The following is a 25008-nucleotide window of genomic DNA, read 5'->3' on the forward strand; positions in this document are numbered from 1 at the left end:
CCTATAAAAATTAATATTGCCGAAAAACCATAACAATAACGGTACTCGCTTTATGACAATAGAACGTTCCACAAATAATCGCTGGTCGAGTAATTTTTCCTTCGTACTCGCCGCTACAGCTGCTGCAGTAGGCCTTGGAAATATTTGGAAGTTTCCCTATATCATGGGAGAAAATGGCGGTGGCGCCTTTGTGCTGCTGTATTTGCTGTTTATCTTTCTGATTGGTGTCCCGGTTTTGATGGCGGAAGTGCTGATTGGTCGTCGAGGCCGTAATTCCCCTGGATACGCAGCGGCTAAGCTGGCACGTGAATCGGGCGTGAGCCCAGCATGGCAGATAACGGGCTGGATGGGCCTCAGTGCTGGTTTCATTATTCTTACTTTCTATGCGGTTATCGCGGGTTGGGCGCTCTCTTACGTAGTTAAAAGTGTAAAAGGTACGTTTGTTGATGCGACACCGGAAACGGTTTCAGCTACCTTCGGTGCTATGGTGAGTTCAGCACCTGAACTCTTACTTTTCACCACACTTTTGATCGTAGCTACTGTGTTTGTTGTCGGTAAAGGTTTTAAAAATGGCCTCGAGCGTGCCGTAACCTACCTTATGCCGTTACTGCTTGGTTTATTGATTATTATTGCGCTCTATGCCGCTCACATCGGCGATTTTTCCGCAGCGTTCAAGTTCATGTTTTACCCGAATTTTTCAGCGTTAACGACACAGGGCGCGTTGATAGCTCTCGGACATGCATTCTTTACGCTTAGTTTGGCATCCGGTGTGATGATTATTTACGGTGCTTATTTGCCCAAGGGCGCTTCAATTGTTCGTACCTCAATATGGATTGCATTGGCCGATACGGTGGTGGCGCTGATCGCTGGCCTAGCGATATTCCCGATTGTATTTGGCTTTGGCTTAACACCGGGTGAAGGCCCAGGGCTTATATTCCAAACTTTACCGTTAGCATTCGCGAATATGCCATTTACCACGCTGATATCAACGTTGTTCTTTGTCATGCTAGTGTTAGCGGCATTCACTTCAGCGATTGCCATGATCGAGGCATCAGTTGCGTTTGCGGAAGAACGCTTACGGATTAAACGCTGGCAAGCCGCCATTACTTCGGGCACGGTACTTTGGATTCTGAGCTTAGGTACAGTATTTTCGTTGAGTGGCGCGGGTTGGGCCCAGCTCGATTGGAACTTCTTTGGCAAGGAACTCGATAGTATTTTTGCTGCTATTGATCATCTCGCATCAAATATCTTATTGCCATTAGGTGGTTTCATGGCAGCGGTATTTACAGGTTGGGTAATGAAAAGACGCTTTACCGAAGAAGAGCTCAATATGAGTAAAGTGGGTTATAGAATATGGCAATTCTGTGTGCGCTATTTAGCACCTGTTGCTATTATTTTTATTTTCTTGCAGTTACTTGGCATCATCAACTTTTAATCTTTAGTTAATACGGAAACGATTTATGACGGTTACTCCAAAACGTCCTTCATATTTGCAAGCTTTGTTACCATTGCTTGCCTTAATTGTGATGCTAAGTAGTTCGGTGTATTTGTTTGGTGAAGATTCATCTTATGGGCCAAACCAGATCGCATTGTTAATTGCAGCGGCTATCGCCACATTAATCGCCTTTCAAAATGGCCATCGCTGGGAAAATATTGAGAGTGGAATAACCTCAGGCATATCAGTGGCTTTGGGTGCTATTCTTATTATTTTAATGGTCGGTTCGTTAATAGGTACTTGGTTATTAGCAGGTATCGTGCCCACCATGATTTATTATGGTTTAGAGCTTTTAAGCCCCAGTTGGTTTTATGCCGCCACGTGTATTATTTGTGCCATCGTGGCGTTATCGATTGGTAGTTCGTGGACTACAGCAGCAACCATAGGTGTTGCCTTAATCGGCGTTGCTACGGGGATGGAGCTATCGTTGCCGATCACGGCAGGTGCGGTGATTTCTGGAGCCTACTTTGGCGATAAAATGTCGCCGTTGTCGGATACCACGAACCTAGCTCCCGCAGTAGCTGGCTCTGAGTTATTTGCGCATATTCGCTATATGACATGGACAGCGTTACCAGCTCTGGGTATTTCAATTGTATTGTTTTTGATTCTCGGCTTTAGTGCCGGTGGTGAAGCTAACCTTGATTCGCTTGTAGTGATGCAAAATGAGCTGAGCGATATATTCAATATTAGCCCGATTATGTTAGTACCACTTGCCATTCTATTTGCATTGGCGGCCATGAAGAAGCCGGCGTTACCTTCAATTCTAATTGGTGCGTTAGTGGGTGGTTTATGGGCGTTGCTATTTCAAAGTGATGTTATCGCGAGTTTAGCCAACGCCGAACGCACAAATTTTGTAGTGGCTGCCGTTGAAGTTGTGTGGCTGGCACTTGCAAGCGGTGTTTCAATCGAAGCTGAAAACGCAGAACTAAGCTCACTCATCAGTGGTGGCGGTATGGCGAGTATGACCAATACCGTTTGGTTGATTATCAGCGCGATGACCTTCGGCGCAGTAATGGAAACGAGTGGGGCACTCCAGAAGCTCATTCGCGGTATATTGAAGCTGGTAAAATCAACGGGCTCATTGGTTACGGCTACCGTTTTTACCTGCTTTGGTGCAAACGTACTTACTGCTGATCAATATATGGCCATCGTACTTCCAGGTCGGATGTATCGCGAAGCCTATGCGGAAGCAGGTTTAGATCCGCGTGTGCTATCACGCACGCTCGAATCTAGCGGTACGATTACATCGGCACTTATTCCATGGAACACTTGTGGTGCTTATATGTTCTCGGTGCTTGGTGTTTATCCACTGCATTATGCGCCGTTTGCATTCTTCTTATTGTTAGTGCCAATGCTCACGATCATTTATGCATACACTGATTTCAAAATCCTGAAGCTCAATAGCTCGGAAGTTCCGGCGCAACCAGCGCGTTAAATAAATCGCACCAAAAAACGCAGGCTTCGGCCTGCGTTTTCGTAAGGACTCATATCATGACGCAATCACCAGAAGCTAAATATCGCCTAAATTATCAAGCTCCAGGGTTTAAAATTCATACTACAGAGCTTAATTTCCATCTTGATGACAACCATACTGAGGTTGTGAATCGCATGGATATTGAGCGCCTTTCGGATGAATTGGCGTTACAGCTAGATGGCGAGAACTTACAATTGGTTGGCGTAGCCATAAATGGCAAAACGTTAGCTGAATCGGAATTCTCCATATCCGATAAACACCTTATCATTCATGAAGTTCCCGAGCGTTTTGAGCTCCTCGTAGAAACTCTGATAGATCCGGCTGGGAATACCTCACTCGAAGGGCTGTATAAATCAGCGGGTACTTTTTGCACGCAATGCGAAGCAGAGGGTTTTCGTAAGATTACCTATTATCTAGATCGTCCAGATGTGCTTTCGGTATTCACAACTACGGTGAACGCTACGCGTGCAGAACACCCGTACTTATTAGCCAACGGTAACCCCATTGCAGAACATAATAGTGGTGACCGACATTCAGTAACGTGGCACGATCCGCATCCAAAACCGGCCTATCTATTTGCGTTAGTAGCAGGTGATTTTGATTTATTGGAAGATAGTTTTACAACTAAAGAAGACCGCGAAGTGTTGCTGCAAGTTTTTGTTGATAAAGGCAATTTACCTCGTGCTAAGCACGCTATGGCATCGCTAATTAATGCCATGAAATGGGATGAATCCCGGTTTAATCTTATTTACGATTTAGATATATATATGATCGTAGCCGTAGATTTTTTCAATATGGGTGCGATGGAAAATAAAGGCTTGAACATCTTTAACTCTAAATATGTGCTTGCCGATAGTGAAACCGCCACAGATCAAGATTTTTTGAATGTTGAATCAGTAATAGGCCATGAATACTTCCATAATTGGACCGGTAACCGCATTACGTGTCGTGATTGGTTTCAGTTGAGCCTGAAAGAGGGGCTCACGGTATTTCGTGATCAAGAGTTCAGTGCTGATTTGGGAATGCGAGCGGTGAACAGAATTCAGGACGCACGCATTATAAGAACCCATCAATTCGAAGAAGACTCCGGGCCAATGGCGCATCCTATACGGCCGGATCGCGTTGTCGAAATGAATAATTTTTACACCGTAACTGTATATAACAAAGGCGCCGAAGTTATTCGGATGCTGCATACCTTGTTGGGCGAAGCGACATTCCAGAAAGGGATGGCACTCTACGTTGAGCGCCATGATGGCCAAGCAGTAACCTGTGAAGATTTTGTCAAAGCGATGGAAGATGCGGGTGGTATAGACTTAGTGCAGTTTCGCAACTGGTATTCACAAGCCGGAACGCCGAGAGTGACGGTGAGCGAAGCTTATGATGCTGATCAAAAAACTTATTCGCTAAAACTTACGCAAAGTACACCAGCAACACCGGGGCAACAGGAAAAACATCCATTTCATATTCCGTTGCGTGTTGAGTTTGTAGACAGCTCTAATAACCCGTTAACGCTTAATCTAGCGGGACAAACATCACCGATTTCGATACTAGAATTAAAAGAACAAACGCATGAGTTCAGGTTCGAAAATGTGACCAGTAAACCAATTGCTGGACTACTAGCCGATTTCTCCGCTCCTGTGCGGCTTGATTTTGAACGCCCTGAATCCGAGCTTTTAGCAATTATCGCGGGTTGTAGCGATCCGTTTTTACGCTGGGATGCGGTTCAACAAATTTACCTAGCGGCAATAAAGCAAGCGATTGAAGGTGAATCAGCAGTGCGGATGCCAGAACAATTAGTGTCCGTACTGCAACAAGAGTTAGCCAATCCAGATACCGATGCCGCGATGAACGCATTGTTGTTACAAATTCCGGGAGAAGAGGCGGTTAGCCAGGAATATGAGGTTATTCCTGTAGAAGAGATTTGCCGCGCGGTTGCCGAATTACGATTAGCGATGGCGCAGTCCTTAAAAGCGCAATTAATGTTGGCGTGGGAACGGATTGATTTAACCTCGAACGCTTTAACATCGGAAGCTATCGCCAAACGGATGCTCGGTAACACCGCTTTAGGTTATCTGGCATTATTAAACGATGAAAAATCGGTAACCGAGGTCTTGTTGGCGCAGTTTAACGCAGCAGGAAACATGACGCTGCAGTTCGGAGCTCTGCATGCTGCAGTGCATGCGAACCATTTATCTGCGCCTCAACTACTCAATGAATTTGCAGAACAGTGGCATGGCAATACGTTGGTAATGGACAAATGGCTGGCCGTGCAAGCTACGGCACCTATCAGCGGCAGTGTGGGTGCGGTTCGTGCGCTTACCGAGCATTCAGCGTTCAATTGGGGAAATCCTAACCGAATCTATTCGTTACTGGCGAGCTTCACACATAATCTTGGTCAGCTTCATCAGCGCTCGGGGGAGGGCTATGAATTTGTTATTGCTGCCATCAAACGGTTAAATAATTCGAACCCACAGGTTGCATCGCGGTTACTTTCGCCTTTATTAAAATGGCGCCGCTTGCCAACAACGCAACAAACCAAGTTAAAAAGTGAATTATTAGGGTTAAGTAGGTTAGATAATTTGGCACCTGATTTGTATGAAAAGGTGAATCAAACCTTAACGGATAATTAACTCCTCGCACCAGCTGTGAATACGTTGCTTTTCCTTGTCTAAAGGTCGACAATATAGGGGTTTATGACCCACCGTGGTAAACGGTTGGCCTGCCACTTATTTTTCGCCTGCAGACAAGGATTAATCAACATGGCATCGGTTAACACGCAAATACCGGTAATCCTCGAAAAAGTTTCTGAAACGATCCATCAAAAGCTTTCCAAAGAAAGTGCACCTCTTGTTGAGGAATTTGCACAACGCCTCTACCGCAATGTGTCGCGCGATGATTTAACAGGGCGCGATTACAGCAATATTTACGGCGCTATTGTTGGTCTTTGGCACAGCTTCAACGAATATGAATCCAATACCAAAGCTACCGTAAAAGTGTATAACCCGGAAGTCAGCAAATATGGCTGGGAATCACCACACACGATTATAGAAATAATCCAAACGGATATGCCGTTTATGGTGGATTCAGTGCGCATGGCATTGAACCGTTTAGGTATCAATTCACAATTGTTACTGCATGCGCCATTAGTTCATCGCCGCTGCGAAAAACAGCGAGTATGCGAGATATTGCCATCGGGCATTACCGATAAAGATGCACAAACTGATACCGTTTTCCTTATTGAAGTAGATCGGCAAACCGACGAAGCGGCTAAGAAGGCACTTAAAGACGAACTTGTTTCTGTAATGGATGAAGTGGCGCTTGCGGTTAGTGATTGGCAACCTATGCGCCAAAAGCTTGCAGATATTGCTAAGAACCTAGAGGAACGTAAATTCCCTGGCGCGAAAGAAAAATTAGCGCAGGCGAAACGTTTCTTAACGTGGCTGGCAGACGATAACTTCACGTTAGTGGGCTATCGTAGTTATTCCGTGAATGCAACGGAAGGCGATTATGAAATCGTTCAGGATAAGGGCACGAGCCTCGGGTTACTAAAAAACAGTGAGCGTTCTGATGCGCGTCAGTTATCTAAGATGGGTAAGCTAGCACGCAGTACTGCGCTATCAAGTGATGAAATCCTGCTATTAACCAAAGCCAATACGCGTTCTCGTGTGCATCGCCCAGCACATTCTGATTATATTGGTATCAAGCGCTTTAACGATAATGGTGAAGTGATTGGTGAAGATCGTTTTATCGGTCTGTACGCGGCGAGTTTTTATAACGATAGCGTAATGGATATACCGCTGGTTAAAGACAAAGTAGAAACGGTGCTGGCAAATTCTCGTTATGCTCGAGGTACCCACGCCAGTAAAGCGCTGCTAAATATCATGCAAACATATCCGCGTGATGAAATAGTGCAAAGTAGTATTGAGGATCTATTAAAAACCGCATTGGGTGTTTTTCAGATTCAAGAGCGTGATATTACGCGCATATTTCTACGTCGCGATATCTTTGGGCGCTTTATTACCGCTATGGTTTACGTACCGAAAGAGCGCTACAACACGGCTTTACGAATAAAAACTCAGAATATTTTAGCGCGTACGCTAGGTAGCTCTGAAGAAGTTGATTTTACAACTTACTTTTCCGAATCGGCGTTAGCAAGAACGCAATATATTGTGCGCGTAGAAGACAGTGGACAGGATATCAACGTGAAAGAATTAGAACAGAATTTAACTGAAGCATCGCGGAGCTGGGAAGATAACTTCGAAAGCTTACTGATTACCAGTAAAGGCGAAGCGAAAGCGCGCGATTTAATGCGCGTATACGCGCAAGGTTTTCCACGCGCATATAAAGAAGAGGTTTTGCCAGCGGTTGCGCTTGCAGATATCGATCAGCTCGAAGCGCTTGATGATGATCATCGCTTAGGCATGCTATTTTATCGCGCGCAAGAAGTTCAAGACGATTCAAATCGCGTTAAATTAAAGTTATTTCACCGTGATGAGCCGATTCATTTATCAGATGTGTTGCCAATGCTCGAAAACTTTGGCTTACGTGTAATTAATGAAAGCCCTTATCAGATAAAAGATGCCAATGGCCATGTATTTTGGGTGCTGGATTTCTTCATGCTGCACACAGCAGGCAAACTTGATTTAGATGGTAGCCGTGAAAACTTCCAAAACTCGTTCGCCAAGGTTTGGTCTGGTGACTACGAAGATGATGGCTTTAACCGTTTGATTCTTGGCGCAGGCATGGAAGGCCGGCACGTTATTATTTTGCGTATGTTCGCAAAATATATGCGGCAAATCGGTATTACGTTTAGCCAAAGCTATATCGAAAGCACCTTTACGCGTTACCCTAAAATCGCAAAATTATTGGTTAAATTGTTTTACACCCGCTTTGAGCCGGGTGTAAAAGGCGTTGCTAAGAAAGTAGAAAACTTAGTAGCAAAAATTCAAGGTGAACTCGAGAATGTAGCAAGCCTTGACGATGATCGTATTATTTGTCGTTATCTTGATTTAATCCAAGCAGCCCTACGTACAAACTTCTTCCAGCCAGATGCTGAAGGTAATGAGAAGCCATATGTTTCTGTGAAGTTCTTACCAGAGTTGATTGCGGATATGCCATTACCCTTGCCGAAATACGAGATTTTCGTATATTCGCCGCGGGTTGAAGGCGTGCACTTGCGGGGCGGAAAAGTTGCCCGCGGTGGCTTGCGTTGGTCGGATCGCCGGGAAGATTTCCGCACAGAAGTGTTGGGCTTGGTGAAAGCTCAGCAAGTAAAAAATACAGTAATTGTTCCAGTTGGTGCTAAAGGCGGCTTTGTTTGTAAACAATTGCCAGAAGAACGCGATGCCATGTTTGAAGAAGGTAAAGCGTGCTATCGCACCTTTATTCGGGCGTTGCTGGATATTACCGATAACATCATCGATGGTGAAGTTGTGTACCCTGATTGTGTGGTGCGTCACGACGAAGACGACCCGTATTTGGTAGTTGCAGCGGATAAAGGGACAGCTACGTTCTCGGATATCGCGAACGGTATTTCTGCTGAGTATAACCATTGGTTGGGCGACGCATTTGCCTCGGGTGGTTCAGTAGGCTACGACCACAAGAAAATGGGTATTACCGCGCGCGGTGCTTGGGAATCGGTTAAACGCCATTTCCGTGAGATGGGTATTGATTGCCAGAAAACTGAATTTACATGTGTAGGTATTGGTGACATGGCAGGCGACGTTTTCGGTAACGGTATGCTGTTATCGGAAAAAACCAAGCTTGTTGCTGCGTTCAACCACATGCATATCTTTATTGACCCCGATCCGGATGCAAAAAAATCATTTAAAGAGCGCGAGCGCATGTTCCATTTACCGCGTTCAAGCTGGGAAGATTACGATAAATCATTGATAAGCGAGGGCGGTGGTATTTTCTCTCGCAGCGCGAAATCAATTGAACTGACTACGCAAATGAAGCGGTTACTCGGCACGCAAAAACGCAGCATGGCGCCGAATGAGCTTATTCGCGCACTTCTGATGTCTGAGGTGGACCTTATTTGGAACGGTGGTATTGGTACCTACGTTAAAGGTAGCAAAGAAACTGATTCTGAAGTTGGTGATCGCGCAAACGATCCGCTGCGCATTAACGGTAAAGATTTGCGCTGTAAGATTATTGGTGAAGGCGGTAACTTAGGCTTTACCCAGTTAGGGCGTATCGAATTTGCGATGCAGGGCGGCCGCATTAATACCGACTTTATCGATAATGTTGGTGGTGTTGATTGCTCCGATAATGAGGTAAATATCAAAATTCTTCTGAACGGACTGGTAACCGCCGGCAAGTTAACGAAGAAACAGCGAGATCAATTGTTGTTTGATATGACAGATCAAGTATCGGAAATCGTATTGAACGATTGCAACCGTCAAACACAGTCTATCTCAGTAACCCTATTACGCGGCGCTGATCAAATTAAAGAAATGCAGCGCTTTATTCATCACCTCGAGAAAGAAGGGTTGTTGGACCGCGCGCTGGAATTCTTGCCAGACGATGACAACCTAGCTGAGCGCACAGCATCTGGTAAAGGGTTAACACGCCCGGAACTAGCGGTGCTTAATGCATATGGGAAAATGGTGTTGAAAGAAGAATTAGTGGTTGATGAAATCACAAATGATCCTTTCCACGCAAAAGAGTTGGTATCAGCGTTCCCGAAAGAGTTACAAGAACAATTCCGGGAAGAGATGAACGATCACCCATTGAAAGGGCAAATTATCGCAACCAAGTTAGCGAATAATATTGTTAACGACATGGGGCCAAACTTCATTTATCGCAAACAAGAGGCAACAGGGGCTTCGGTTCCAGAAATCGCCGCAGCATATATTATTGCGCGGGAAGTGTTTGCGAGCCGTCAAATTTGGGCTGAAGTTGAGAAACTGAATAACAAAATTCCGGCAAACGTCCAAAACCAAGTTCTGTTCCAAGTTCGCCGCATGGTACGCCGTGCTACGCGCTGGTTCTTGCGCCATCGGAATCCGAATTTCACTTCGATTCAAGAACACATCGATTTCTATCAGAAATCGTTTGATGATTTACAGAAGAACGTTCTCAACTATATGTCTGAGGCGGAGAAAGCAGGTATCGATGCAAATATTGAGAAGCTAAAAGAGCAGGGCGTTCCGGCGAAATTAGCTCAGCAAGTGAGCATTCTAAGCACGGTATTCTCAGCGATGGATATCGCCGAAGTGGCAAATGAAACTGGGCAGAAAATCTCACTTGTAGCAGAAAGTTATTTCCGCTTAGGTGCTGAAATTCAAATTCACTGGTTCTTAGATCAAGTGAATAAGCAACCGGTAGCGAATCACTGGCAAGCACTTGCTCGAGCGGCTTTCCGTGAGGAGCTTGATTGGCAACAACGCTTGCTCACGGTAACCTTGTTGAAATATTCCGAGCAAGGTAAAGATACTGATGCCATGCTCGCAGCTTGGCTTGATGCAAATCGAACCTATGTATCGCGTTGGAAACAAACGTTGGCTGACTTCAAAACAACGAAGAGCCATGAATTTGCCAAGTTCTCGGTTGCGTTACGCGAACTTACGTTGCTTGGCCAAAAATGTGGTATTAGTCAGTAATGCATTTGTATCCGTTATTTCGAAAAGCACTGTTTAGCCAGGATGCGGAATGGAGCCATGATTTTACGCTTAAGCAACTGAAACGCTGCAATTCAGGCCCGTTGCACAAGCTAATTTATCAACGTTTACCGGTAAAGCCGGTAAACGTTCTTGGCTTAACTTTTCCTAATCCTGTTGGCCTAGCGGCTGGGTTAGATAAGAATGGCACTTGTATCAAAGCCTTAGCCGCGTTAGGTTTTGGCTTTATTGAAGTAGGTACAGTGACACCTAAACCACAAGCGGGAAATGAAAAGCCACGAATGTTTAGGTTGCCTGAACATTCGGCTTTGATTAACCGTATGGGCTTCAATAACGATGGTGTTGATGCTTTAGTGAAAAGGGTGCAAGAGGCTGGTTTTAAAGGCATTCTCGGAATTAATATTGGCAAGAATAAAGATACTAGTGAAGCAGATGGGAACAATGATTATCTGTATTGCTTAGAGAAGGTGTATCCCCATGCCAGTTACGTTGCGGTAAATATATCGTCGCCAAACACACCCGGGTTAAGGGCGTTTCAACATGGAACGCATTTAACCAGTTTGCTCGATGTGCTAAAGCAAAAGCAAAAAGAACTCACTGATCTCCACATGAAGTATGTGCCGATACTTGTAAAAATATCGCCCGATATGGATAAAGAGCAAGTACAAGGCTTCGCGCAAGCTATCGCATCTTATGAGATCGATGGTGTTATAGCCACCAACACTACTTTAGATCGTTCAGCTGTTAGTAATGATGCAAATGCCAATGAGGCAGGTGGCCTCAGTGGCCAGCCACTTACCGAGAAGAGCACTCAGGTTATTACGTGGTTGCGCGAAGCACTACCTGCTTCAATTCCTATTATTGGAGCCGGTGGTATTGGTTCGGCTGAGCAAGCGAAAGCCAAGTTAGCGGCGGGTGCGCAACTCGTGCAAATTTATACTGGTTTTATTTATCAGGGGCCTGCTCTGATAAAATCAATTGTTAGTAACTTGTAATTTCACGAGGAAAGCCTTAATATCTGCGGTGAACAACCGAATGGAGCTGTATTGGTGTTCTCGCATGCTTTTCGCGTGTAAAAAATCTTCGTGTCGTAACAAAATGGACGAATTCGATGCAGAACTGGCAGTGGCGGTTACTAGATTCACAGAATTTAGCAATTGATTTAGATAAAAAATTAACGCAAGAACTTATGTTCAAGCGTTCTTTTTTGCGTGATCGTTTGCCGGACCAAGTTTCGTTCTCCATGGACGATGCCGCAGCATTTCAAAATTTCTCGGATTATCTCGATAGTTACAGTGCACTCTCTGCAAATGAACAGTTTAAAATCGCCTTGCATGCTACTGCGTTAGTACGCTTCGGCAAGCTGATGCTTCCACAAAGTTGGTATTTTAAGTTTGGTAGCTTCGGCGATGAGAGAGCATGGCCAAAAGATCATTTATTTTGTTCACTCAATTCCGGCACAAGCCAAGCAGATTTTCTAATCATCGAACAAGATGAGCGTTGTTCATTGTGTATGCTGGTGGATGAAACCTTTGAAGTGGGCGGTTTTAAAACCATGCAACGCTTTGAAGTCACCCGTGTGTTAAATGATCGCTTACAAGAATCACAGCGTCATCCAATACTCCGCGATACTTCGTTTACCTCACAGCAGTGGGCTTAAGAAGTACATAAAACGTTCTGCAATGTGGCGATAGCTTGGTCGTTCGTGCCAAGCTTCTACATCTACGGTATTACTCTGTTCTTTATAAGTGTTCAATAAATTACATACGTCTTTGCAGCTCTCCGCATCATAGAGTGCTACCGAAAGCTCGAAATTCAATTGTAAACTCCGCATATCGATATTCATGCTGCCAACCAAAGCAAGTTCGCTATCAACTACGATAGCTTTAGCGTGTAGTAAACCTTGATGAAATAATCTTATTTCTACGCCGGCATCGAGCAAACCACTGTAAAACGATTCACTAGCAAAGCTTGCTATTTTCGAGTCACTAACCTTTGGCAGCAATATGCATACATCTACATTGCGTTGCGCGGCATGGCAAAGCGCTTCAAATATTGCTTCAGAAGGCACGAAGTAAGGTGTTGCAATGGTTATGCTGGTGTTTGCCCGATGAATCATGGAAAGCATGATTTGGTGCATCACCGCTTCCCCTTGGCCTGGCCCCGATGGAATAATAGAAAGCCACTGTTCGCAAGTTGCTAGTTCTGTTTTTAATTGCGGAAAATTACGCTCGCCGGTTTCGAGTTCCCAATCCCAAGAAAAAACTTTAGATACACCGAAGGCTGCCGCGCCTTCAAAACGCAACATAATATCAATCCACGGGCCGAATTTCTTATGGGCGTTAAAGTAACGTGGGTCGGCCATATTCATTGAGCCTGTGTAACAAGTAACATGATCAATAACGATAAGTTTCCGATGTAAACGCAAATCGACACGCCGGAACAAGTTACGGAATAGATTAACGGGTAGGGTGGGTAGCAGTTTAATGCCAGCGGCCCGCATTCGTTTTAGATCGCGGCTGAACATAAAGAATGACCAACTACCGGCGTGATCGACCAATATCTCAATACTGACGCCACGCTTAGCTGCAGTAATAAGCGCCTCAGTTACTTCCGTTACGCGGCCATGTGGATGCCAAATATAAAATTCCATACGAATATCGCGTTCAGCGTGCTCAATATCGCGAATCCATTGATCAAAAATATTATCGGGGTCGGAAAGTACGGAGAAATTCTTATAACTCAATCCTCCGATACCATCGCGTTGGTGCATAATTTGGTAAATAGCGCGAGCGGCATGTCCCGGAGGAGGTGGTGTTTCATGACCACTTAAAAATTTGGTTAAATTTTCTAGAAAAGGGGTACGTAGTGCATGTGCTCGTTCTGCTCGGCGTTTTCCAAGGTGAATTTCGCCAAAAAACAGATAAATTAGAACACCAAGAAAAGGGAACACAACAATGATAAGCACCCACGCAAGTGAGGAGCTCACTGGGCGGCGTTTAAATATTACTCGAAGAAATACAGACGCCGTAAGTAACCAGTAGAAAACAACTAAAAAATCAGTAATTTGCAAAACGATGCCTTTATCCAAATGGGGATAAATACACTATAGGGAGTAAGGAACAGAAATACAATTGAAAGGTATCGGATTGGTTGCGGGGGCAGGATTTGAACCTACGACCTTCGGGTTATGAGCCCGACGAGCTACCAGACTGCTCCACCCCGCGTCCGATTGAGGGCGTATCTTACCAGCGACGTTGGGCATTGCAACAAGATATTTCATATTTCGTATCAACCGCTTAAATAATCAACGAAACGTTTAATAAAGCGGCTTTTACGGCTATTTGGCAGATGAAACTCTGGCCTTCAAACAACACAGACATCTGTATTCAACTGCGTTATAATTCGCCCCCTCGCGTTTTATGCGTCTAGCTTTGGAATTAATGTATTTAATGGATAGTTTACAATTCTTTTTACCGTGCGGTCGTGGCCTCGAAGAGCTTTTAGCTGCCGAAATCGAGCATCTTGGTGGTACTGATATACAGCTTACCAACTCAGGTGTTACGTGCTCAGGGGATTTACGCCTTGGATACACACTTTGTATGTGGTCGCGTCTTGGTAGCCGGGTGTTACTAAAGCTATCCGAAACGGAAGTGCATGATCGTTTCGCACTGGAGAAAGCAGCGGCTGATTATCCATGGGCCGATGTATTTAACGAGCGAAATACCTTCTCTGTGCGCTTTAACGGCACCAGCGAAACACTACGAAATACTCAGTTTTCCGCGCAAGTTATTAAAGATGGTGTGGTTGATGCATTTCGCCGTGTTGGCGCGCGTCGTCCTACTGTTGAATCAAAACAATCTGAAATCAATATTCAGGGTTATTTGCATAAAGGCGTAGCAACGCTTTATTTAGATTTAGCAGGTACTGGTTTACACGAACGCGGCTATCGGCAAGCAAAAGGGGCAGCACCTATTCGTGAAACCTTAGCAGCAGCATTAGTCGTCCGCGCCGGTATGAATAAGCCAGCCATACAGGCCCCAGAGCAGTGGCCTGCCTTGGTTGCGGATCCTACTTGTGGCTCAGGCACCTTACTTATTGAAGCAGCGATGCTTGCTACCGACAGAGCGCCGGGGTTGCAACGCACCCAATGGGGCTTCAATGCCTGGCGTGGTCATAAAGCGGCAGTTTGGAACGAGGTTAAGGCCGAAGCTCAGGCTCGTTTTAGCGCCGGTTTAGCGACCTGCAAAACTACGTTTCATGGCGTTGATAGCGATCCGAGTGTAGTGCAAGCGGCAAATCAAAATATTCGCCAGCTTGGCTTCGAAGATTTAATCAAGATTGAAGAAGGTGATGCTTCATCGCCGTGGCTATTGAAGCGTTATAAGAGTGCGGCATCAGGCATGCTATTGAGCAACCCGCCGTATGGTGAGCGGCTTGGCAGCGAACTTGGCGCGTGGTTGTTTTATCGTGATTTTGGGCGTCAGCTTCGGCAAGGCATTAGTGGCTGGAAAGCCGCAATTATTGCACCTGATGAATCGATGATTAAAGCTATGCGCATGCGCACAGAGAAAAAATACAAGCTGAATAACGGTGGCATTCCCGTTTTACTGGCGATAATGGACCTTACCGATGCCCAAGAAGAGTTTGCACGCCCGGAAGTGGCGGCGCTTTCGAATCGTTTAGCGAAGAACTGGAAACAGCGTAGTAAATGGGCTGAAAAAGAAGGTGTGAATTGTTTCCGCGTGTACGATGCCGATTTACCCGAGTTTAATGCCGCGATTGATTACTACGATGGTTCCCTGGTAGTACAAGAATATGCCGCGCCTAAAGATATTCCCGAGCACATTACGGTAAAACGTTGGTGGCATATTCTGGAAGCGGTTATGGATAGTTTACCGGTAAACCCAGACCGAATTTTTACCCGGCAGCGCAAGCGTCAGCAGGGCGAGAAACAATACACGCGCGTTTCCAGCGATAGCGAAGTGATTGAAGTGCAAGAATACAACGCGAAGTTCCAAGTGAACCTAACGGATTACTTAGACACCGGCTTGTTCCTTGATCATCGCTTAGTGCGCAAAGATATTCAGAAGTTAGCTAAAGATAAGCGCGTGTTGAATTTATTTGCCTATACGGGAACCGCGTCTGTACATGCAGGTTTAGGTGGTGCTAAAGAAATTACCACCGTAGATTTATCGAAAACTTATTTGAATTGGGCGAAAGACAACTTCCGCTTGAATTTCTTAACCATTAACCGTTATGAATTTGAGCAAGCTGATTGCCTTAAGTGGCTAACGGCGCACGCGGATGATTCATCACCAAGGCAGTGGGATTTGATTTTTATCGATCCGCCCACATTCTCGAATTCTAAGCGAATGGAAGCGGTTTTCGATGTGCAACGCGATCACGTGGATATCTTGGCCAAAGCGAAAAAACTTTTAGCACCTGGTGGTTTGTTGATTTTCACCAATAATAAACGGGGCTTTAAGTTAGATGAGAATGCGGTAGCCGCAATGGGCTTTAAAGCAGAAGATAGAACCCGCGCTAGTATCCCGTTGGATTTTGAAAAGCAACGTGCCATTCATTTTTGTTGGTATCTTACCCATGCCTGAGTTTTATCTATTAATGAAAGAGCATTGTCCGCTGTGTACGCAAGCTATTCAACAGATATATGCGCAGCAACTCGATGAACCAATTCAGCTCAATGTGGTTGATATTGCGAGCGATCCGGCGTTGGTAGAAGAATACGCGACACTAGTTCCCGTTTTAGTAAGAGCAATCGATGATGCTGAACTAAAATGGCCATTTGCAGAAGTTAAATTACAGGAATTCCTCAGTTTATGAGCGTTGTACTGAGATTAAGTAATGCCCGGCTCGCATTTGGCGCGGCGCCGGTGTTAGATAATGCCGAGTTAATCGTAGAATCCGGCGAAAGGCTTTGTATCACTGGCCGTAACGGTGCCGGTAAATCAAGCTTATTGAAGGTTCTAAATAAGAACATCTTGCTTGACGACGGGCAGCTACATTTAGTGGGCGAAACGCGGGTAGCGATGCTTCCGCAAGATCCACCAGCTCGCACACCGGGCAAAGTATTTGATTATGTGGCCAGTGCCTTTGCTGAAACCGGAAAATTATTATCCGATTATCAGGCTGTTAGTGAAGCCATGGCGCTCGATGCAACAGATGAGCGCTTGCTTGACCAAATGATGCGTATTCAAACCAAGATTGAAGCAAACGATGGCTGGCAGTTACAAAGCCGGATAGAGCAAGTGCTATCGCGATTGAATCTAGATGGCGATGCCGGAATGGATACACTATCAGGTGGCTGGCTGCGCCGAGTAGCACTGGCGAAAGCCCTCGCTACACAACCTGATGTACTGTTGCTTGATGAACCAACAAACCATTTGGATGTTGCCACCGTTGAATGGCTCGAGAACATGCTCAGTGAGTTTCCTGGTGCCTTGGTATTTATTAGCCACGATCGCGCTTTTATTCGCAGGTTAGCATCGCGTATTGTTGATTTAGACCGAGGCACGCTCACCAGTTTTCCGGGCAACTATGATGCCTTCTTAGAGGAAAAGCAGCGTTTACTCGAAGTGGAGGCTGCGCAGCAAGCGGAGTTTGATAAGAAACTCGCTCAAGAAGAGGTGTGGGTACGCCAAGGTGTAAAAGCTCGCCGTACACGGAATGAAGGCCGTGTTCGTGCTTTGCAAGCGCTTCGACAAGAACGTTCGCAACGGCGTAAGGTGCAGGGCTCGGTTAAAATTGAGCAGGCAAGTGGTGAGCGTTCGGGCAAACTTGTTTTTGAAGCAACCGATATTAGTTTAACGCTTGGCGATAAGCGCTTGATTGAACATTTGAATCTATTAATTCAACGTGGTGATAAGCTTGCTCTGGTGGGCCCAAATGGTTGTGGCAAGAGCTCGTTAATTCAGCTTATTTTAGGTGATTTGGCCCCTAGTAGCGGCGATGTGCGTTTAGGTACGAATTTACAAGTGGCGTATTTTGATCAGCACCGCCAGTTGTTAAATTTGAATGCTTCCATTGCAGATAACGTAGCTGAAGGTAAAAAAGAAGTAACTCATAGGGGTCGCACACGGCATATTTTTAGCTACTTACAAGATTTCCTATTCTCGCCACAACAAGCGCAAATGCCAGTAAGCGCGCTTTCCGGTGGTGAGAAGAATAGGGTGATGTTGGCGAAAATATTGTTGCCTGAAAGTAATCTATTGATTCTCGATGAACCGACAAATGATTTGGATATCGATACCTTAGAGTTACTCGAGCAAGTAGTCGTCGATTACCCGGGAACGGTACTTGTGGTAAGCCACGATCGCGAATTTATAGATAACACGGCTACCTCGGTGCTTCTGTTTGAAGGGCAAGGAAAAGTAACGGAAATTTTCGGCGGTTTCCACGAAGTAGGGGTTTATCAACAGGCTAACGCTGAGAAGCGGCAAGTATCACCAGCAAATCAAAAAAAGCAGGGAACTTCTCAAGCTAAAGTGCACTCAGAGCAGCAGCCCCCTTTAGCTCAGAAGGCGAACAAGTTATCATACAAACTGAAGCGTGAGCTTGAGTTGTTGCCGAGCCAAATTGAGGCCTTAGAGCAAGAGCTTAGTGAACTACAACAACAATTAAATGATCCAGAATTTTTTCGTCAGCCAGTATCGGTGACATCACCAGTTACAGCGCGTGCAGAAACCGTTGAAACTGAGTTGATGCAGGCTTTGGAACGCTGGGATTATTTGGAAAACTTATAACAAGGTATTTGAATGCGCAAAACAAAGATTTCTCTCGCAGTTGCAGCGCTTATCGGCTCTACATTAGCCGTAGGTGGCGCAGTAGCAGAATCAGGTGGCTATAAGGTCACTGACATCGGTGCTGTAGAAGGCGCTATTCATACATCTCCGCGTGCAATTAATGATAGTGGCCATGTTGTTGGTCAACTTGCTGATTTACGTGGCCAAAACTTACGTTTGGATTTATTAGATCCAGAAGCGTTTGAATCGATTGAAGATATAAACAATCCAACCGAGCGTGAGCGTAGACAGTTGCGTGATTACCTAATTAGTAGTGTAGGTGGTGATCCCAAATTTCAGAATTTAGCCATTGAACTTGGCTTTTATTACGATACATCAAGTATTTATGAATTAGATGGCTTTGAAGCGTTAGATGATGAAACTGGCGAACGTTCTGATAGCGTTAGTTTCCGAGTGCAAAGTGTAAATAATCAAGGCATCACCGTAGGGCAATCAGCGCCACCTTACCAGTGGATTGAAGATACTGATGATGAAAATGAGTTAGCTCGCTTTCATCTTCGCAACGCTTTTCCACAAGGTGCGTGGACAGACGGTGTAAACTATACATTGGTTACCGGTGAGCCGGGCTTGATGCTGAATGGAACAGCAGGGTTGTTTGCTATTAACGATAATAATGTAGCGGTAGGCTACGCTTCGGTAGCAAATGGTCAGGTCTTGGAAGATTTTTATGATAGTCGATGTGTATCAGAAGACGACGTTGATGAAGAAGGTGAACCTATTTATCTTGAGCCAGTAGAAGCGTGCTTACACCGTTACTGGTTTGCTCGCAGTGGTATCACAGGGGCTGCGTCGCCGCTTATGGATGAAGAAGCCTATCGTTGGGAATTTGATGCCCAAGGAAATGTAGTAGAGCAGGGTTCTCTCGGACTTGCTTTCGATAAGGAAGAAGACGAAGAAGACGTATTCGAAACACTTCGCTATCGTAGCGTTGCCAATGATATCAATATTCATGGTATCGCCGTTGGGGTTTCGCAACGCCAAGTTAATGGTGGTTCATTCACTCGCCCCACACTCTTTACTGAAGAGGGTGCGGTGAATATGCTGGATGAAGAAGAAGCGGAGGGGAATAACTCTCTAGCGATTGCTATCAACGACAATAATATCGCGGTTGGATTTAGCAATATTTCTATTAACGGGAATTTCCGCCAACGCTTATTCCATATGGATGTTACCAATGGTGTAAGTGAAGCGTTTTATCCGAATGGTTTCTTCGACGACTCGAGCTGGCAGCCGCGCGCCATTAATAATCATGGGCAAGTAGTGGGTGTCGGCCAAAACGATTCCGTACAAAATGCTCAGCGTCGCTCAACGGGCTTCTTGTATGATATTGATACCGACACTATTGTTGATTTGAATACGTTTTTAAGCTGCGAAAGTGAGTATTCAATTTTAGATGCGGTTGATATTAATAATGCTGGTGAGATCGCTGTTGTGGCCGTTCGGATATCAGATATCGAAGAGGACGGTGAAGTGAGCGAGGCTGCTCGTTTGCGCACGCTTGTGTTAACACCCGATGGAAGTGAACCAGGTTGCCCAGAAACAGATGAAGTGCAATTAGAGCGCAAAGGTGCTGCAAATCATCCGCTTTGGCTAGGTGTTTTAGCGTTATTTGCGGTTATTTCTTTACGCCGTAGAAAAAGCGCCATCTAGTTCATTTCGTTCTAAAGAAAAAACAGCCCGATTGTCAGCGCCTTAATCAGATTAGGCGGTTTCAATCGGGTTTTTTCATTGAACTTTCTTCTGTTTGTAACTATCCATATATAACGAGCATATAAATGTTCGTGTACTACGATAGACTCAATGAACAAGTGAGGTAGTTATAATGAGAAGACAAAAACGTGACCGCATGGAGCGTGCCCACTCTCAAGGATTCAAAGCAGGAGTTTCTGGGCGTTCAAAAGAAAATTGCCCTTATCAGAATAGCGATGTACGTTCAGAGTGGTTAGGTGGCTGGCGAGATGCCATAGAGGCACGAACTGATGGATTGTTCCGACTATAAGAATAGCGGTTACAGTTAAGAAGAAAAAAGTAAGCCCCCGTTATAACGGGGGCTTTGTTGTATATGGCGGGTATTCAGTTAACTTAAAACGCTGAGGTATCAGTAAATAAGCCTACTTTTAGGTCGTTCGCTTCATATATTGTGCGACCATCAACTTCAACCGTACCATCACCGATTCCCACGAAGAGGCGGCGTTTCACAAGGCGTTTCATGTGAATTTTGTATGTTACTTTCTTATTAGTCGGTAGTATTTGGCCAGTAAATTTAACTTCACCAACACCAAGTGCTCGGCCGCGGCCTGGGCCACCTGAACACGCAAGGAAAAACCCTAGGGTTTGCCAAAGCGCATCTAAACCTAAACATCCAGGCATTACTGGGTCGCCGGGGAAATGGCAAGCAAAAAACCAGAGATCAGGATGAATATCGAGTTCGGCTTCAATGTAGCCTAAACCATGATCGCCACCTTCAGGATCCATAATCGTAATACGATCCATCATCAGCATGTTGGGAGCGGGGAGTTGGCTGTTACCCGGTCCGAACATTTCACCACGGCTACATGCAAGTAGCTCTTCTCTTGTATAACTTGATTGCATATTCAGAACACCCTGAAATTGAAACCCATAGGAAATTCACTAAGGGTAAAGTTTAAAGTGCGAGTAGCTTAGCGAACAGTTGTACGCTAAACAAGTCCGAACAGTACAACTTCACCCTTCAGATTGCTCAGAACGTTTAAATATGCGCTGCCACCACGGTGTACTTGGTTGGTGCTGCGAGGAAATAACAGCCTGTAATCGTTGGTGGATGCGGCCAAATAGCCCTTCTTTATCTGTTGCAGAGGCCTCACCGCACGGCGTGTTCATAAGTAGCTCGAATGCCTCGGTAGTATGGCTAACGGCATAAACGGCAAATAAATTATTGGCTACGGCTTCTCTAATCTCTGCACTGAGATGGATATTAACCACATTAGATTTAGGCACAATGACTGCGTGCTGACCATTTAATCCGCGACGTTTGCAGATTTCAAAATAGCCTTGGATTTTTTGATTAATACCGCCAATCGCCTGCACGTTACCAAATTGATCGATAGCACCAGTTACCGCGATTGATTGATCAATGGGGGTTTCACTTAATGCGGATATCAGGCAGCAGAGCTCAGCAAGTGAGGCACTATCGCCATCGACTTCATGATATGACTGTTCGAATACCAGTGTGGCTGATAATGGCATAGGATCTTGCTTTGCGAATAAGTTTGCTAAGTACGCGGTTAAAATCATAATACCTTTGGTATGAATGCTGCCGCTTAATTCCGCTTTTCGCTCGATATCAATAATATCGCCATCACCATAATGCACCGTAGCTGTTATACGTGAAGGTTCACCAAACTCTACGCCTCCCATACCAACAATGGTAAGACCGTTAATCTGGCCGTTAACAAAGCCTTCAGTGTCGATTTGAACTTGCTTTTCAATGATCGACTGCCAATTCAACTCGGCCAGCAACCGATCTCTATTTTCTGCTTCGAGTTGCGCTTGTATGATGTGCGTTCTCGATATCTCCGGTTCGCCAGCTAAGGATGCGAGGACTTCTGCTTCTTCAAGCAACTGTATAAGCGCTACAGCATCAAGGCTCAGTTCATGCTGGTGTTCAGTTGAACATGCGGAAATCTCGAGCAACGCAGCGCGCGCTGATTTATTTAATGGTCTGCTGTGCGCACGATTTTCAACATAAGCGAGAAAATCAAAATAGGGCGCTGTACTTTGATTTTGGGTAGGGTAGAACGAACTGAACTCAGCGAAATAAGGAAATAAGTTAGAAAACTCCGGATCGTAATCCTGCAATTGGCTATACAGCTCTCTACCACCGGCCAAAATTACTTTCAAATCAACAGGAATTGGATCAGGTTCATAGTGAATAGCGGCTTGAGTAGTGGTTGGTTGTTCCCACTCATACACCCCGGTGCGTAAAATATGTTTGAGTTGACGCCAGAGATCAGGCTGGCTCAATAACTCCGCCGCATGTACAACAAGGGTTCCACCGTTCGCTTTTAGGATAGCCCCGGGCCTAATCAAGTGAAGTTCGGCGCTAATCGTGCCATCAATGCTTTGTAATCGAATATCACCGAATAAACTCGCTTGTGATACACGATCACAAAAATACCAAGGCTGAGGCTCTGTATGCGAAACCACAACACTGGCCAATTCTGTTCCTGGAATATCATCGAACAATTTATCAGCCACTAGCTCCAAATAATGCCGGAAGCCCGCCGATGCATAGGTTTGAACCAGACGCTCAAAAATTTCTGTACGTTCGTTTGGCAGCTTTTCTAAGTATTCCCAAAGGCCAACTAACGCGGATTCGGCTGTACCAGCGGGTAAACTGATAGAAATCGGGGCACGCTCATCTTCTGGGTTTGCCAGATATACCCAATCGCGCATCGTTGAGCTTGTCCACCCCTGATCGTTGCACATCCGTTGCACGATGTCTTCAACGATTAATCCAGCCGGCAATGCCATATAAATGTGTGATAAATTTGAGCGGATCTGTTGGCTTCGAGCTATTGCAGTTACCGCGCGGTCTTGGCCTACAAGCGGATTTGCGGTAACCGTATCGGGATATTCGTTAAGCCACTTTTCCGTTGCAGCAACCAATTGCGTAACTGGCAGTTTTAAATGTTTGGCAAACTCACGCTGGGCGCTTTCTTCTATCATGGGTAGGTGGCACACTAGGTTAAATTAAATAATAAGTAATCATACGTGATCCTGTGGTCTCGGTGAAGCGTTCTTGCGTATAGTTAGAACATACTTAGATCTAATGAAACCCGAAAAATGATTAGCTCACTTATAGGGAATATTTGATATGAAGCGTGAAAAGGGAAAGCATGTACTTCCAAAAGCCGCGTGTTTGTTAGCTCTAGTTGCAAGCTCCTATATGGTTGCGCAACAAGCAAATGCCGAAGAGAGTGAGGCTGAGCGAGCAGGGGGGCCACCCCTTGGTTTTAGCGTTGGTTTCGGTGTAATTTCTTCGAATCCGAGCTATGTTGGAATGGATGCAGATGTACTTGCCGTTCCGTTTATTGGCTATGAAGGGGAAAAATACTATTTTCGAGGCCTTTCATTTGGCCGGCATATCATTCAGAGCCGTGAGCATCAGCTATCTGCGGTGTTAGCGATTGAACCTTTTCGTTTTAAGCCTCGCGAATCAGATAACGCGCAAATTCAGCAGCTTGACCGCCGCAAATTTAGTTTAGGTGCAGGTGTAAATTACCGCTATAACAGCGTTTATGGCAGTGTAAGCACGTCGTTTAGTACGGATGTATCAGGCCGCCATAACGGCCAACGATTACGAGTTCGTTATAGTTTGCCACTCAACAAGCCCGGCCAGGCTTGGCAATTATCACCTGAAATTGGTGTGAATATCGTTAGTAAAGATTATGTTCGCTACTACTTTGGCATTGATGCTGCAGAAGCAGCACGCACTGGCTTACAAGAATATACCGGTAATCATGCGGTGAGCCCAGAAATAGGCATTGGTGGTTATTATATGTTTTCTGAACGTTTAAGCGTGAATGGCAATGTAAGTTTCAGCCGCAGTGATAGCGCGATTGCCGATAGCCCAATGGTAAGTAGCCGCAGCGCTCGAAGTATTATTCTCTCGTTGAGTTACCGGTTTTAAGTGCTCCGTTTGCGAGATATACAGAAAAGGCCTGCATTGTGCAGGCCTTTTGTATTCGTGCTCATTCAGGTTGAGTGCTAGCCAAGTATTAGAACTTGTATTGAACACCTAAACGAAGTTCGTTATCGAAACCACGATTGTTTAAGCTATAGCTCCCAGCAAGGTTCAGTTTATTGCTAAGTGCATAAGTTAAACCACTGCGGAAACGGAAGAATCCATCACCAGCTGTATCGTGCATTAACTCGAACGTTGAGTTAATACCTTGATCGATTTCCAAGCTTACGCCGGCACCAAAATACACACCTGAATCAAAAGAATAATCAGAATAACCGGCGGTTACGAACACAGGCGCGCGGCCAAGTGCTAAATCGGTTAGGTATTTACCGCCAACACGAACGGTTGTGTCGTAAGTATCACCAATTTCGGCATTCAACACTAAACGTTCTGCAACATGAGTGGAGCCTTCGAGATAGAAGCCGCCATCACCAAAATCGTAGAAACCACCACCAACGTAATTCCATTCCGATGCTGCTGCGTTCGCAGTAATAGCCATTGAACCGCTTGCTGCGGCAATCACTAGTAAATGCTTGAGTGATTTCATTTTCATAATTGTATTCCTTTGTTGGTTGAAAATCGTAATTTAGGATAGAGAATGGATGCCACCTTTACAATTGAGGAACCGTAAAGAGCGAGTAAAGCTAGGGGCTTCGGGGATAAACTGCGCAGTATCTGCATCTAACTCGCGTTTGTAGTATACCATAATATCACTTCGCATAATGTATATTATGTTAAATTAGAAATATGATAAGAATATAGCTAGAGTATTGTTAGTCTCAGTACAAGCATCAGCAACATCCAATTCCCCCTACCCGCAACAATTTGCTACATTGAAGATTCTTGAGCGCTTATATGATTCATCTGCA

At 45.1% G+C, this 25008-nt stretch carries 16 protein-coding genes and 1 tRNA gene; 12 read left to right on the plus strand and 5 right to left on the minus strand.

Going from position 1 to position 25008, the window contains the following annotated elements; all coding sequences use genetic code 11:
• The first annotated feature begins 52 nt into the window (after positions 1-52).
• From CWE13_RS01405 to CWE13_RS01430, 6 genes are all read left to right on the plus strand, one after another.
• Positions 53-1435 (plus strand): sodium-dependent transporter, encoded by a 1383-nt coding sequence (locus tag CWE13_RS01405; protein ID WP_126805551.1) that lies wholly within the window; start codon positions 53-55, stop codon positions 1433-1435.
• A 25-nt stretch (positions 1436-1460) separates the two neighbouring features.
• The gene (gene nhaC, locus CWE13_RS01410; RefSeq protein ID WP_126805552.1) at positions 1461-2930 is read left to right on the plus strand and encodes a Na+/H+ antiporter NhaC; all 1470 of its coding nucleotides are present in this window, start codon (positions 1461-1463) and stop codon (positions 2928-2930) included.
• A gap of 56 nt (positions 2931-2986) precedes the next feature.
• Positions 2987-5599, plus strand: coding sequence for an aminopeptidase N (pepN, locus tag CWE13_RS01415; protein WP_126805553.1), 2613 nt, complete (start codon positions 2987-2989; stop codon positions 5597-5599).
• A 129-nt stretch (positions 5600-5728) separates the two neighbouring features.
• On the plus strand, positions 5729-10573 hold the full coding sequence (locus CWE13_RS01420) for an NAD-glutamate dehydrogenase (protein WP_126805554.1): 4845 nt from the start codon (positions 5729-5731) through the stop codon (positions 10571-10573).
• A complete protein-coding gene (locus CWE13_RS01425) occupies positions 10573-11586 on the plus strand; it encodes a quinone-dependent dihydroorotate dehydrogenase (RefSeq protein WP_126805555.1) in 1014 nt (337 codons plus the stop codon). Before CWE13_RS01420 ends, CWE13_RS01425 begins: the two co-directional genes overlap by 1 nt.
• 116 nt (positions 11587-11702) lie before the next feature.
• Entirely contained in the window at positions 11703-12251 is a 549-nt protein-coding gene (locus tag CWE13_RS01430; RefSeq protein WP_126805556.1) for a cell division protein ZapC domain-containing protein, read from the plus strand.
• Here CWE13_RS01430 and cls read toward each other — a convergent pair.
• The gene (gene cls, locus CWE13_RS01435) at positions 12234-13664 is read right to left on the minus strand and encodes a cardiolipin synthase (RefSeq protein WP_157980916.1); all 1431 of its coding nucleotides are present in this window, start codon (positions 13662-13664) and stop codon (positions 12234-12236) included. The two genes, CWE13_RS01430 and cls, sit on opposite strands and share 18 nt — an antisense overlap.
• Positions 13665-13741: 77 nt before the next feature.
• A tRNA-Met gene (locus tag CWE13_RS01440) sits at positions 13742-13818 on the minus strand.
• A gap of 225 nt (positions 13819-14043) precedes the next feature.
• Here CWE13_RS01440 and rlmKL point away from each other — a divergent pair.
• The 5 genes from rlmKL (at position 14044) to rmf (ending at position 20413) form a co-directional block, all read left to right on the plus strand.
• A complete protein-coding gene (rlmKL, locus tag CWE13_RS01445; RefSeq protein ID WP_157980917.1) occupies positions 14044-16203 on the plus strand; it encodes a bifunctional 23S rRNA (guanine(2069)-N(7))-methyltransferase RlmK/23S rRNA (guanine(2445)-N(2))-methyltransferase RlmL in 2160 nt (719 codons plus the stop codon).
• Positions 16196-16435, plus strand: a complete 240-nt coding sequence (locus CWE13_RS01450) for a glutaredoxin family protein (RefSeq protein ID WP_126805559.1) — start codon at positions 16196-16198, stop codon at positions 16433-16435. Before rlmKL ends, CWE13_RS01450 begins: the two co-directional genes overlap by 8 nt.
• Positions 16432-18354 carry an ATP-binding cassette ATPase Uup gene (gene uup, locus CWE13_RS01455; RefSeq protein ID WP_126805560.1) on the plus strand — a complete coding sequence of 641 codons (1923 nt, stop codon included), beginning with the start codon at positions 16432-16434 and terminating at the stop codon, positions 18352-18354. Before CWE13_RS01450 ends, uup begins: the two co-directional genes overlap by 4 nt.
• A 12-nt stretch (positions 18355-18366) precedes the next feature.
• Entirely contained in the window at positions 18367-20064 is a 1698-nt protein-coding gene (locus CWE13_RS01460) for a DUF3466 family protein (protein WP_126805561.1), read from the plus strand.
• Between the two features lie 172 nt (positions 20065-20236).
• Positions 20237-20413, plus strand: a complete 177-nt coding sequence (rmf, locus tag CWE13_RS01465) for a ribosome modulation factor (protein ID WP_126765905.1) — start codon at positions 20237-20239, stop codon at positions 20411-20413.
• An 83-nt stretch (positions 20414-20496) separates the two neighbouring features.
• Here rmf and fabA read toward each other — a convergent pair whose 3' ends face one another.
• On the minus strand, positions 20497-21006 hold the full coding sequence (gene fabA, locus CWE13_RS01470; protein WP_126805562.1) for a 3-hydroxyacyl-[acyl-carrier-protein] dehydratase FabA: 510 nt from the start codon (positions 21004-21006) through the stop codon (positions 20497-20499).
• A gap of 111 nt (positions 21007-21117) precedes the next feature.
• Positions 21118-23121: an AAA family ATPase gene (locus tag CWE13_RS01475; RefSeq protein ID WP_126805563.1), complete on the minus strand. Its 2004-nt coding sequence runs from the start codon at positions 23119-23121 to the stop codon at positions 21118-21120.
• A 148-nt stretch (positions 23122-23269) separates the two neighbouring features.
• On the opposite strand from CWE13_RS01475, the gene CWE13_RS01480 reads away from it, so the two are divergent.
• The gene (locus tag CWE13_RS01480) at positions 23270-24085 is read left to right on the plus strand and encodes a MipA/OmpV family protein (RefSeq protein ID WP_126805564.1); all 816 of its coding nucleotides are present in this window, start codon (positions 23270-23272) and stop codon (positions 24083-24085) included.
• Between the two features lie 88 nt (positions 24086-24173).
• Here the strand turns inward: CWE13_RS01480 and CWE13_RS01485 are convergent, their stop codons facing one another.
• A complete protein-coding gene (locus CWE13_RS01485) occupies positions 24174-24692 on the minus strand; it encodes a hypothetical protein (protein WP_126805565.1) in 519 nt (172 codons plus the stop codon).
• Positions 24693-25008: the final 316 nt, after the last annotated feature.

It is taken from the genome of Aliidiomarina shirensis (assembly GCF_003987345.1).
GTDB lineage: Bacteria > Pseudomonadota > Gammaproteobacteria > Enterobacterales > Alteromonadaceae > Aliidiomarina > Aliidiomarina shirensis.